Origin of the sequence: Microbacterium sp. (genome assembly GCF_047607465.1) — a bacterium.
In the GTDB taxonomy this organism is placed as follows: Bacteria; Actinomycetota; Actinomycetes; order Actinomycetales; family Microbacteriaceae; genus Microbacterium.
Genome location: NZ_JASGCY010000100.1, coordinates 1 through 11,929, shown reverse-complemented (window position 1 = coordinate 11,929; position 11,929 = coordinate 1). Strand labels below are relative to the sequence as shown.

Annotated in this window: 11 protein-coding genes and 1 tRNA gene; 8 read left to right on the top strand and 4 right to left on the bottom strand. The window is 69.1% G+C overall.

Annotated features, from left to right (window positions below; translation table 11 throughout):
* Positions 1 to 296: 296 nt before the first annotated feature.
* Positions 297 to 3,104 (bottom strand): tetratricopeptide repeat protein, encoded by a 2,808-nt coding sequence (locus tag QM568_RS14365; RefSeq protein ID WP_415139860.1) that lies wholly within the window; start codon positions 3,102 to 3,104, stop codon positions 297 to 299.
* Between the two features lie 11 nt (positions 3,105 to 3,115).
* A complete protein-coding gene (locus QM568_RS14360) occupies positions 3,116 to 4,930 on the bottom strand; it encodes an HSP90 family protein (protein WP_415139859.1) in 1,815 nt (604 codons plus the stop codon).
* A gap of 177 nt (positions 4,931 to 5,107) precedes the next feature.
* On the opposite strand from QM568_RS14360, the gene QM568_RS14355 reads away from it, so the two are divergent.
* The 8 genes from QM568_RS14355 to QM568_RS14320 all read left to right on the top strand — a co-directional run bounded on the left by QM568_RS14355 (position 5,108) and on the right by QM568_RS14320 (position 10,413).
* A tRNA-Trp gene (locus QM568_RS14355) sits at positions 5,108 to 5,180 on the top strand.
* 40 nt (positions 5,181 to 5,220) lie between these two features.
* Positions 5,221 to 5,496, top strand: coding sequence for a preprotein translocase subunit SecE (gene secE, locus QM568_RS14350; protein ID WP_415139858.1), 276 nt, complete (start codon positions 5,221 to 5,223; stop codon positions 5,494 to 5,496).
* A gap of 40 nt (positions 5,497 to 5,536) precedes the next feature.
* The gene (gene nusG / locus QM568_RS14345) at positions 5,537 to 6,535 is read left to right on the top strand and encodes a transcription termination/antitermination protein NusG (RefSeq protein WP_415139857.1); all 999 of its coding nucleotides are present in this window, start codon (positions 5,537 to 5,539) and stop codon (positions 6,533 to 6,535) included.
* Positions 6,536 to 6,812: 277 nt separating this feature from the next.
* The gene (gene rplK / locus QM568_RS14340) at positions 6,813 to 7,244 is read left to right on the top strand and encodes a 50S ribosomal protein L11 (RefSeq protein ID WP_415139856.1); all 432 of its coding nucleotides are present in this window, start codon (positions 6,813 to 6,815) and stop codon (positions 7,242 to 7,244) included.
* Between the two features lie 11 nt (positions 7,245 to 7,255).
* Positions 7,256 to 7,945: a 50S ribosomal protein L1 gene (rplA, locus tag QM568_RS14335; RefSeq protein ID WP_415139855.1), complete on the top strand. Its 690-nt coding sequence runs from the start codon at positions 7,256 to 7,258 to the stop codon at positions 7,943 to 7,945.
* A 208-nt stretch (positions 7,946 to 8,153) separates the two neighbouring features.
* Positions 8,154 to 8,972, top strand: coding sequence for an amino acid ABC transporter substrate-binding protein (locus QM568_RS14330; RefSeq protein ID WP_415139854.1), 819 nt, complete (start codon positions 8,154 to 8,156; stop codon positions 8,970 to 8,972).
* 9 nt (positions 8,973 to 8,981) lie between these two features.
* Positions 8,982 to 9,644 carry an amino acid ABC transporter permease gene (locus QM568_RS14325; protein ID WP_415139853.1) on the top strand — a complete coding sequence of 221 codons (663 nt, stop codon included), beginning with the start codon at positions 8,982 to 8,984 and terminating at the stop codon, positions 9,642 to 9,644.
* Positions 9,631 to 10,413, top strand: coding sequence for an amino acid ABC transporter ATP-binding protein (locus tag QM568_RS14320; RefSeq protein ID WP_415139852.1), 783 nt, complete (start codon positions 9,631 to 9,633; stop codon positions 10,411 to 10,413). Before QM568_RS14325 ends, QM568_RS14320 begins: the two co-directional genes overlap by 14 nt.
* 10 nt (positions 10,414 to 10,423) lie before the next feature.
* Here QM568_RS14320 and lysE read toward each other — a convergent pair whose 3' ends face one another.
* Positions 10,424 to 11,065 carry an L-lysine exporter gene (lysE, locus tag QM568_RS14315; protein WP_415139851.1) on the bottom strand — a complete coding sequence of 214 codons (642 nt, stop codon included), beginning with the start codon at positions 11,063 to 11,065 and terminating at the stop codon, positions 10,424 to 10,426.
* A gap of 4 nt (positions 11,066 to 11,069) precedes the next feature.
* Positions 11,070 to 11,759, bottom strand: coding sequence for a YqaJ viral recombinase family protein (locus QM568_RS14310; RefSeq protein ID WP_415139850.1), 690 nt, complete (start codon positions 11,757 to 11,759; stop codon positions 11,070 to 11,072).
* Between the last annotated feature and the right edge of the window lie 170 nt (positions 11,760 to 11,929).

Genomic DNA, 11,929 nt, shown 5'->3' with positions numbered 1-11,929 from the left:
GCGGGCCGTTTGTCGGGCCGATTTCCGTGTGCAGGGCGGATCGGGGTGGTTGGGGTGGTTTCTCGGGAAATCCCCCGACAAACGGTCCGGATGCCGGGGCGGAGCCGCAGCCGACTGGATCGCTCTGCGCCGGCATCCGCTCTCCTCCGCGCCCGCGCGGGCCGTTTGCCGGGTCGAATCCCGTGTGCAGGGCGGATCGGGGTGGTTGGGGTGGTTTCTCGGAAAATCCTCCGACAAACGGTCCGAGGTCGAGGGGCACGGATGCGCCGGCATCCGCCTCCGCGCCCGCGAACCCCTCAGCTCTCGATGAGCGCCCTGACCTCCGCGGCCTCGCCGTGGCGTCCGAGCGACTCGAACACGTCGCCGAGCTCGAGGGCGGCCACCTGACGAAGCGGCGGATTCTCGGCGCCGTGGTCGATCGCCGCACGGTACAGCGGCACGGCGTCGGCACCGCGATCGGCGCCGACGAGGACCCGTGCGGCGAACAGCTCCGACCCGCCGGCTGCGCCCGCATCTCCGAGCGCGGCGAAGCCGTCGGTGGCCGTGAGCGCGGCCGCCACGGCCTCGTCGGTGCGCTCCAGAGCGGCCAGCGCGCGGGCGCGCGAGTCGGTGACGTCGGCGAGCAGCCATCCCGCTTCATGCTGCTCGGCGAGGGCGGCGACCTCGTCGAAGAGGGCGAAGGCGCGCTCATCCTGCTGCGATCCGTACGCCTGCCCGAGGTTGTGCAGCACGTCGGCCAGGGTGCCGACGGCCTCGGGGTCCCTGCGGACGATCTCGACCGCCGACTCCAGCAGCTCGATGGCGTCGTCGTGCTCGTCGAAGCGCGCCAGGATCTTCGCGCGCTCGAGCAGCGACATCGCCTGTTCTGCGTGCGCCTCGGCCTCGCCGAACAGCTCAGACGCGTAGCCGTGGGCGCCGACCGCCTGGCCGTACTCGCCCGACATCGCCAGCGCGCGGGCGAGCATCGACGCCGTGATGGCACGGGAGCCCGCCGGCACCTCGGCCTGCTCCTCGCGCTCGAGGACGACGCCGAACAGCTCGGCGGCCTCGGCGGCGTCGCCCACCGCGAGCATGGCGCGCGCCAGCCGGAAATCCGCTCCGTCCCGCTCCGCACCGCCCTGCGCCGCAAGGCGCGAGGCCACCCGGTAGCGGGTCACGGCCTTCTCGGCGTCGCCGGCGTCCTCCCAGAGCGCGCCGGCGAGCAGGTGCGCGGACGCGAGGGCCGAGGTCGCCCCCAGCGCCGCGAGCAGGCGGCAGGCCTCATCGGCGTCGGCCGCGCCCTCGGCGTAGGCCTCCGCGCCGCCGCGCACGCGGGCGCGCATCTGCAGGACGCGGGCGCGGTGCCCGTCGCTGAGGTCGTCCTGACCGAGCAGGCGGTCCAGCAGCTCGCCGGCGGCCTCCGTGTCGCCCTTCGACAGCAGAGCCGAGATCGCCAGCAGCGTCGTCGTGTTCGACAGTCGTGCGTCCTCGGCCTCGGCGAATGCGCGCGCGGCCCGCTCGGCGAGCTCCAGCGCGGCATCCGCACTCTCCGCCCCGCCGGCGTGCAGATGCAGCAAGGCGCGGCTGAGGGCGAGGTCGCCGCGCGACCAGGCCGGAAGGCCGGCGGATGCGGCGAGCTCGCCGTCGAGGGCGGCGACGGCCTCCGGGGTGTCGAGACCGAAGGTCGCGAGCCCCAGGCGCTCTTCGAGGGCGGCCTGCGCGTCGAGACCGGCGTCGCGCAGCGCCTGTACCCGCTCGGGCAGGATCTGCAGGGCCTCGTCGGCGCGATCCAGGGCGACGAGGATGCCGATGCGCATCGAGAGCAGCTGTGCGCGCTGTGCGGGATCCGTCACCTCGAGGGCGCGGGGGAGCGCCTGAAGCGTCTCGTCCTCGGCGCCGTACTGCGCGAGGTCCATGACGCGCCGGAACCAGCCGTCGGCATCGAGCGGGGTCTCGGCCCGTGGCGTCTCGACGAACGCATCCGAGCGGATGGGCACCTCGTAGTGCGCGTCACCCAGCGCCCGCATGCGTGCGAGGCTCCGCGCGTGCCCGTCGGTGCCGTCGCGTTCGTCGAAGGCGGCGCCGATGCGCTCGGCTGCCGCCCACGACGCCGCGGCGAGGTCTTCGGCGCTCCAGGCCCCGTCGTGCTCGCCGAAGAACGGCGCGAGCGCCGCGGCATCCGCTCCGCGCACGGGGGTGCCCCCGTGGCCGGCTGCGGTCACCCGGTCGAGGGCGAGCCCGAACGCCGAGAGGGCGGCGAAGTGCGCGTCGACGTTGAGGCCGTCGTGCGCCAGCCACGGGAGGTGCCGTTCGACGAGCGCGAGCGCGCGTGCCTCGTTGCCGGTGATGGCGGTGAAGACGATGTTGTTCGCGACGATGCGCAGGTTGTCCGGGTTGTCCTTGGCCAGCCGGTAGCTGCGCAGGTGCGCGCTCCTCGCCTCCTCGAAGCGGCCGGCGCGCAGGTACGGCAGCAGCGCGCGCGAGAGCGCGTGCTCCGGTTCCTCGCCGCACGAGAAGCCGCCCTCGATCATCTCCTCGACCAGGCGGATGGCGTCGGCGTCGCGATCGGTGTCGGCGAAGAAGCCGGCGAACTGGCTGCGACCGCAGGCGTCGCAGTGGCTGTGCTCGTCGCGCGGCGTCGCTTCCAGCTGCACGCGCAGCGCCTCGGCCTCCTCGATCCGCCCGGCATCCCAGGCGTCCTCGAAGCGCGCCGTCAGCACGCCGCTGAGTCCGAGACCGGCCTTGCGGTAGTGCGCCTCCATGTCATCGAGCACCGCGGCGATCTGATCGACGGAGAACGCGGGGGAGGAGCGCAGCGCCGAGGCCATCCACTTGAACTGCCACATGAGGTCGGCCCCGCCGTAGTCGAGGTCGGCGGGGAAGCGCTGCGGGTCGGCGTCGTGGTGCGCGAGGCACCACGCGAACGAGTTCAGCATGACGTCGGTGGCCCCGCCCATGTTGGCCGATGCCGTCTGCCGCATGCGCGCCTCGTACTCCAGGCGCTCGTCGCCGATCTCCAGGGCGAGCGCCACGGCCTCGGACACCAGAGCCTGCTCGGCCGGCCCCCATGGCGTGCGGTCGATCTCCTCGATCAGCTGCTGGAAGCGCTTCGTCGGACGGGCCATCGGGGTCCCTTTCAGTACTTCTCGAACGGGAGGTCGTCCCCTTCGAGGCCGGCGGAGAGTGAGACGAGGTCGGTGAGAGCGCCGGTCATCAGGGCGCGGTCGGCGTCGGTGAGCGGATGATGCCCCGCCAGCAGCGCCTGAATGTAGAGCAGCTGCACCGTGCGGGCGAAGACCGCCTCGTCCTGCACGCGCACGAGGGCGCGCACGACGCGGTTCGACCAGTTCATGCAGAGCTTGGCGCTGAGATCGTCGTCGCGCGCGGCGGAGGTGACGCTGTCGATGCGGTCGAGCACGCCGCCCCACAGCGCCCCCGTGACGCCCTTCGTGCGGCCGCGGTCGATCGCGCGGAGCACCTCGGGGTCGGCGACGTAGAGAGCCGCCAGATCGGCGCGGTCGATGCTGCGCACGACGACCGAGCATCCGGATGCCGCGAGCACGGCGCCGGCCCGCGCCTCCAGGGCGACGGCGGCATCGCGGTCGTCGAGCGGCGGCGGATCGAGTCGGTCGAGCTCGCCGACGACGTCGACCTGCTCGACGGTGACGCCGGGGTGGAGTTCCGGCAGCATCCGCACCAGGTCGGCGTCGAAGAGGTAGCCGCCGTTGACGAGGATCTCGCTGCCGGGGGAGATCCCGGCGACCTGGCGGAACTCGTCGACCGTGCGGGCGAAGCGCACGTGCGGATGGCGCTCGACGAGATCGCCCACGCGCATGGTGCCGTGCGTGGTCTCGACGGTGAGCCAGCGCGTGATGAACCGCGCGAGCTCCTCGTCGTGCAGCACGAGCGACTTGAGCCCGACCTCGTGCACGGCCACGAACTGCGCGAGCCGGTGCGGTTCGCGCAGCCCCAGCTCGAGCACCCAGCGTCGGATGCCTGCACCCAGCTGCTCGCGCACGTGCTGCAGCGACTGGTCGTCGACGAGCGACTCGCGGCTCGCGGTGGGCGCGAGACCTTCGGAGTCGATCACGGCTCGCACGAAGAAGGCCCAGTCGGGGAGCACGTCGTCGACGCGCTCGGAGAGGAGCATCCGGCCGAGGTACACGCGGGTGGCCTGGCGCGCTCCGGGCGGGGGAGCGAAGGGCAGCACGTAGGCGAGGCCGCGGGTGCCAGTGGCGGGGTCGGCGAGCTCGATCACGTCGAGAGGGCTCGCGCCGAGGAGCTCGCGACCGTACGCCACGGCGGCCTCGGCGTCGCCGGCGAGGAACGGGGCCGACCGGGTGACGCCGACCTCCCCGGTCGGGGTGTCGATGACGACGTCGACGGGGAGGAATTCGCCGAATGTCGAGGCGAGATCGTGCACGGCGGCAGGGCGCAGCAGCTCGTCGGCGTCGAAGCGCGGCACGAGATGCACGCTGGTCCCGATGGGCAGGTCGTCGTCGATCTCCACGACGTGGAACGTGCCATCGGCGCTGCCTGTCCATTCGACGCCGGCGCCGCCGCGGGCGCTGCGGGAGCGGATGACGATGGTGTCGGCGACCATGAAGCAGCTCAGCAGGCCGATGCCGAACTGGCCGAGGTAGTCGCTGCGGGGCAGGTCGAAGATGTCGCGCTTGGAGCTGCGTCCGACGGTGGCGAGCAGGTCGGCGACCTCGGTGGCGTCGAGGCCGACGCCGTCGTCGCTGAGCACGAATTCTCCGCCGGCATCCGTCAGCGGCGTGATCCGGATGCGACCGCCCTTGCCGTCGATCCCGCGGCGGGCGGTGATCGCGTCCCGCGCGTTCTGCAGCAGCTCGCGCAGGTACACGCGCGGACTCGAATAGATGTGTCGGCTGAGCAGATCGACGACACCTCGCAGATCCACCTGGAACTGCTGCACATCAGCGCCCACGTGCGCCCCTCCCTGTCGCCCGAAGCCGAGCCTAACAACACCAGGACCTTCGGCGGTTCGGCAGCGCGCCGGGAATGCCGTATGCTTGACGAGCAGTCGTTGCATTCTTTCGCTGTGCCTGGTGAGAGCCAGTCCGGCAGAGGACCGCGGCAGCATCCTCGAGACCAACGGGTCTCTAGGGCGGTAGCTCAATTGGCAGAGCAGCGGTCTCCAAAACCGCAGGTTGCAGGTTCGATTCCTGTCCGCCCTGCGCGTCAGCCGGGTGCTGACACACGAAAGGTACATTCAGGATGGATCAGGAAGAACCCCGTGGCGAGGTCGTCACGGCCGGTGCCACCCGTGAGAAGAAGCCCAGCTTCTTCGCCCGGTTCTTCGGAGGCATCGCGCTGTTCCTCCGCCAGGTCGTCGCCGAGCTCCGCAAGGTCGTCACGCCGACCCGCAAGGAGCTGATCAAGTTCACCTTGGTGGTCCTCGTCTTCGTGCTGATCGTGATGGGAATCGTCTACGGACTCGACACCCTGTTCGCGTGGCTGACGCACATCGTGTTCGGGGTTCCGAGCGCCTGACGCCACCGCGGCCACGGCCGCACACATGGAGAAGAAAAACGTGTCTGAACGCTATTCCGACGACGCCGACTGGTCGACCGCTGCAGAGCAGTCCAGCGAGGAGGACGAGGCCCAGGAGGGCAACATCCTCGCTGCCCAGGAGCGCTCGGCCATCTCAGCGGAGCACGTCGCGATCCACATCGAGGATGCGGATGCCGACGAAGACGGCACTGACGAAGACATCGACATCGACGACCCGGAGGCGGACGCCATCGTGAACGACGCCCTCAATCTGGACGAAGCGGCGGAGGTCGAAGCCGCCGCCGAGGTTCTCAACGATTCCGTGGCGGAAGAGGTCGCCGATCTCGAGGCCGCAGCAGCCGCCGAGGTCGCCCCCTACGATGGTCCCGACCTCGCCGGCGACGAGGAGTCCGAGGAGGACCCCTACGAGGCGTTCCGCGCCGATCTGCGCATGCTCCCGGGCAAGTGGTACGTCATCCACTCCTACGCCGGCTTCGAGCGCAAGGTGAAGGCCAACATCGAGCAGCGCAAGTCGACGCTCGAGGTCGAGGACGAGATCTACCAGATCGAGGTCCCCATGGAGGACGTCGTCGAGATCAAGAACGGCCAGCGCAAGATGGTCACCCGCGTGCGCATCCCGGGCTACGTGCTCGTGCGCATGGAGCTCAACGAGGACACCTGGTCGGTCGTTCGGCACACGCCTGGCGTGACCGGCTTCGTGGGCAACGCCCACAACCCCACGCCGCTGCGCTTCGAAGAGGCCTTCAACATGCTGAAGGCGCTCGTCGAGGTCAAGGACGTCTCGACCGCCAAGAACATCGCGGCCAAGGGCGGCGTCGCTGTCGCACGCCCGGTGCAGGCCGAGGTCGACTTCGAGATCGGCGAGACCATCACCATCAAGGAGGGCTCGTTCGCAGGCCTTCCCGGCTCGATCAGCGAGATCAAGCCCGAGAGCGGCAAGCTCACGGTGCTCGTGTCGCTCTTCGAGCGCGAGACCCCGGTCGAGCTGTCGTTCGACCAGGTCACCAAGATGCTCTGACGAGCCGGAGCAGTGCCGCGACGTTGTGGCGGTACACCTGCACGACTCGGGTACGGATGCACGAGCGATTCCGGCATCCGGTCGTGCAACTGCGCCCGGGTCGTGCAGCTGTGCCCGAGAGGGACGGATGCCGGGCGGATGCCGGGAACTGCGGCGGTCGGCCCGATCGGGTAGACTGTTGTGGTTTGCGTGCACGCGCAGACGACCGCGATCCGGAGAAGCCGGAGTCGCGGGAGAGCGGATGCAACCGGCATCCGTTCGATGAAAGGAAGAGGAAATGGCACCTAAGAAGAAGGTGACCGGCCTGATCAAGCTTCAGATCAACGCCGGTGCAGCCAACCCGGCGCCCCCGATCGGCCCTGCGCTCGGTCAGCACGGCGTCAACATCATGGAGTTCTGCAAGGCGTACAACGCCGCGACCGAGTCGCAGCGCGGCAACGTCATCCCCGTGGAGATCACCGTCTACGAGGACCGCAGCTTCACGTTCATCCTGAAGACCCCGCCGGCAGCGGAGCTCATCAAGAAGGCCGCAGGCGTGCCCAAGGGCTCGTCGACCCCGCACACTGTCAAGGTCGCGAAGATCACCAAGGACCAGGTCCGTCAGATCGCCGAGCAGAAGCAGTCCGACCTGAACGCGAACGACATCGAGGCCGCCTCGAAGATCATCGCCGGCACCGCCCGTTCCATGGGCATCACGGTCGAGGGCTGAGGAGAAGAACAATGGCTACGAAGTCCAAGGCTTACAACGCGGCTGCCGCGAAGATCGAGGCAGACCGCTTCTACACCCCGTCCGAGGCCGTCGCCCTGGCGAAGGAGACCGGCTCCTCGAAGTTCGACTCGACCGTCGAGGTCGCGCTCAAGCTCTCTGTCGACCCCCGCAAGGCCGACCAGATGGTGCGCGGCACCGTCATCCTGCCCCACGGCACCGGTAAGACCGCCCGCGTCATCGTGTTCGCCACCGGCCCTGCGGCCGAGGCCGCGATCGCCGCAGGCGCCGATGAGGTCGGCGGCGCCGAGCTCATCGAGAAGGTCGCCGGCGGCTGGACCGCGTTCGACGCGGCCGTCTCCACCCCCGAGCTCATGGGCCAGGTCGGCCGTCTCGGAAAGGTCCTGGGCCCCCGCGGCCTGATGCCGAACCCGAAGACCGGCACCGTCACCCCCAACACGGCCAAGGCCGTCGAGGAGATCAAGGGCGGAAAGATCGAGTTCCGCGTCGACAAGCACGCCAACGTGCACTTCGTCGTCGGCAAGGCGTCGTTCTCGGCCGAGCAGCTCGACGAGAACCTCAAGGCCGCTCTCGAGGAGATCGTGCGTCTGAAGCCGTCCAGCTCCAAGGGCCGTTACATCCAGAAGGGCGCCGTGTCGACCACGTTCGGCCCCGGCATCCCGCTGGACGTCAACGCGATCTGAGTCCGTCTCGGGCGCAGGAGCAACCCAGCTCGAACCGACGAAAGGCCCCCGCTCCGGCGGGGGCCTTTCGCGTGCCTCACCGTCATGCGTGAAACTCGGCGTCATCCAATATGAGATCGCGCGCCGAGCCAGCGTACTGTGAGGGGGTTCCGCGCCACAGCAATCGCGGACACAGCACATTGCACCGCACACCCCAGGAGGGTTCTTCATGTCCCGTCGCCTCATCGCCGTCGCAGCGCTCGCGCTGGCAGCATCCGCTCTCACCGCCTGCAGCGGCTCCACCGCCCCCGAGGAGAGCGGCTCCTCGTCGAGCGACTCCGGCTCCGACTTCGGACTCGTGAAGGACGGCACGCTCACGGTCGCCACCGAGGGCACCTACCGCCCGTTCAGCTTCCACGAAGACAACGGCACCGGGGACCTGACCGGCTATGACGTCGAGATCATCCAGGCCGTCGGCGACAAGCTCGGCCTCACCGTCGAGTTCCAGGAGACGCAGTGGGATGCGATCTTCGCCGGTCTCGACGCCGGCCGCTTCGATGTGATCGCCAACCAGGTCACCATCAACGACGAGCGCGAGGAGAACTACCTCTTCAGCGCGCCGTACACCGTCTCTCCCGGCGTCATCATCGTGGCCGAGGACGACGACTCGATCACCTCGTTCGACGATCTCGCGGGCAAGACCGCTGCCCAGTCGCTCACGAGCAACTGGAACGACCTGGCCGTCGAGTCCGGCGCGACGGTCGAGGCGGTGGAGGGCTGGGCGCAGGCCGTCGCGCTGCTGCGTCAGGGCCGCGTCGATGCGACCATCAACGACAAGCTCACCTTCCTCGACTACGAGAAGACCGATGGCCCGACCGGTCTGAAGATCGCCGCCGAGACCGACGACGCCGGCGAGCAGGCTTTCACCTTCACGAAGGACAAGCAGGCCCTCGTCGACGCGGTCGACGGCGCACTGGAAGAGCTGCGTGCGGACGGCACGCTCGCCGAGATCAGCACGAAGTACTTCGGCGAAGACGTCAGCGAGTAGGTTCGACGGATGGATGCCTGGCAGCTCTTCCTGAACTCCCTGGGGCCGATCGCGCTGGGGGCGCTGCGAGGCACCATCCCGTTGACGCTCGCCTCGTTCGCGCTGGGGCTGGTGATCGCGGTTCTCGTCGCGCTCATGCGTATCTCGGTGAACCCGGTGCTCTCGGCCATCGCCCGGTTCTACATCTCGGTCATCCGAGGCACGCCATTGCTCGTGCAGCTGTTCGTGATCTTCTACGGCATGCCGGCCGTCGGCATCACGATCGATCCGTGGCCGAGCGCGATCATCGCGCTGTCGCTCAACGTCGGCGGCTACGGCGCCGAGATCGTGCGGGCGGCCATCCTCTCTGTCCCGCAGGGGCAGTGGGAGGCCGCCTACACGGTCGGCATGAACCGCACGAGGGCGCTCATGCGGATCATCCTGCCGCAGGCCGCGCGGGTATCGGTGCCGCCGTTGTCGAACACGTTCATCTCGCTCGTCAAAGACACATCTCTCACATCGACCATCCTGGTGACCGAGCTGTTCCGAGTGTCACAGCAGATCGCCGCGTCGTCGTACCAGGTGATGGTCGTGTACCTCACGGCGGCGCTCGTGTACTGGGTGATCTGCCTGGTGCTCTCGGCGGGCCAGGGTGCCCTGGAAAGGAGGCTCGATCGCCGTGTCGCGCACTAGTGAGGACACGCCGTTGCTCGCGGCCACCGGCCTGCGCAAGAGCTTCGGCCGCAATGAGGTGCTGCGCGGGATCGACTTCACCCTGCACCGCGGTGAGGTGGTGGTGCTGATCGGGCCGAGCGGTTCGGGCAAGACGACAGTGCTGCGTTCCCTGAACGGCCTGGAGACCCCGGATGCCGGGGTGATCGCCGTCGACGGCGGCCCCGAGATCGACTTCGCGACGAAGGTCTCGCAGAGACAGCGCTTCGCGCTGCGCGACCGTTCGGCGATGGTGTTCCAGCACCACAACCTCTTCCCGCATCTCACGGTGCTCGAGAACGTCATCGAGGGACCGTGGCGGGTGCAGCGTCGGCCCAAGGACGAGGTCGTCGCCGAGGCCCTTGTGCTTCTCGACAGGGTCGGGCTCGCTGAGAAGGCGGATGCGCGCCCCCATCAGCTCTCCGGAGGTCAGCAGCAGCGGGTGGGTATCGTGCGCGCGCTCGCGCTCAAGCCCGATCTGCTGCTCTTCGACGAGCCGACGAGCGCCCTTGACCCAGAGCTGGTCGGCGAGGTGCTGCTGGTCATCAAGGAGCTCGCCGATGAGGGCTGGAGCATGGTCGTCGTGACCCACGAGCTGAGCTTCGCGCGCGAGGCCGCCGATCACGTGCTCTTCATGGACGGCGGGGTCGTCGTCGAGGAGGGCGCTCCGGCGGAGATCTTCGGAGCCCCGCGCGAGGAGCGCACGCAGCGGTTCCTGAAGCGGATCCTTCGTCCGTTTGACGAGGAGTGATCGAGCCGGTTCAGTCCAGCAGGAGAGAGAGCGCCAGGATGACCATGACGACCGCGATGATCGCATCGAGGACACGCCACGATCGTTCGGTGCGCAGCCAGCGGCTGAGATAACGGGCCCCGAAGCCGAGAGCGGCGAACCAGAGGATGCTGGCGGCGATCGCACCGACCGCGAACAGCCACCTGTTGTCGCCGTGAGTCGCAGCTATCGAGCCGAGCATGAGCACGGTGTCGAGGTAGACGTGCGGGTTGAGCCAGGTGAGGGCCAGGGTGGTGAGGATCACCGGAGCTAGGCGGGTGCGGCTGTGAGCGGCGGTATCTGTGTCGTGCGCGGATGCCGGAGCATCCGCAGTATCGACGATGAGCTCTTCGCCGCCGCGCCATGCCCGCCGTGCGGCGAGCAGCCCGTATGCGATGAGGAACAGGGCGCCAGCCCAGCGCGCAACAACGATCAGCCAAGGGGCCGCGGAGACGACGAAGCCGAGGCCGGCGACGCCGACAATGATGAGCAGCGCATCGGACAGTGCGCAGACGATGACGACGGACAGCACGTGCTCGCGGCGGATGCCTTGACGTAGCACGAACACGTTCTGCGCGCCGATTGCGATGATGAGGGACAGGCCGAGTCCGAGGCCCGCGAGCACGGTGAGCATAGGTTCAGTCGGCGAGTGCCAGCGCCCGGAACGCATCGCGTTCGCGGAGGCGCTCGCGGCGCTCGGCGACTGCGGTCAGTGTTTCAGCATTCCGGTTCGGGGTCTGCTGGCCTGTGGTGCGCCGATACAACTCGTCGATGAGGTCGGTGGCGAGGCTGACGAGCGTGGCAATCTCGCGCTCATCGCGGTCGATCCATACGCACTTCGGCTCGTCATGCACCGGGGCGAAGTCGACGTGCTCTTCCCAGACGAACAGGGTGCGCTCGGCACCGAGCACGTGCTGCTGCCACCACACCTGACGAAGGTAGGTGCGCGGGATGCCGCGGAACGGCTTGTTGGTCGTCTTGATCTCAGCGAGACGAATGCGGCCATCGGCGTCGACCGCGATGCCGTCTGGTGTGGCGAGGTGGCGATGCTCGATCTCTGCGCGAAACAGTGCGGTCGACGGCAAGATTCCGTGGGTCGCAGCCACCCAGGCTGCGATCTCAGGTTCGCGGCGTCGGCCGTGGTCGGTGTACGCGTTGCCGCCGAAGCGGGGGCCACCGCCGAGTTTGGACTGGGCCGCACGCTCGATCGATTTGGGACCAGTGAGGCCAGCAACGTCGGTTGCGGTGATTCCGCGCGAGCGAGCACGCATCCAGGCGACGCGGTCGCGGGAGTCCGCAACGATGCGCGCTTGAAGCTCGGGAGTCACCCCTCGACCCTACCCCGGACGGGCGCCGCGCTCTTCGCACACGCCGTCCCCAGCATCCATCCCCCCTTCCCGTCCCCCCCGTCCCCCCATCCCCCCGCCCCCATCCGCCGACGCCCCATCTGCCCGTCCACGCCCCCCCGCACCGACGTCGGGCAGGTGGGGCGTCGCCG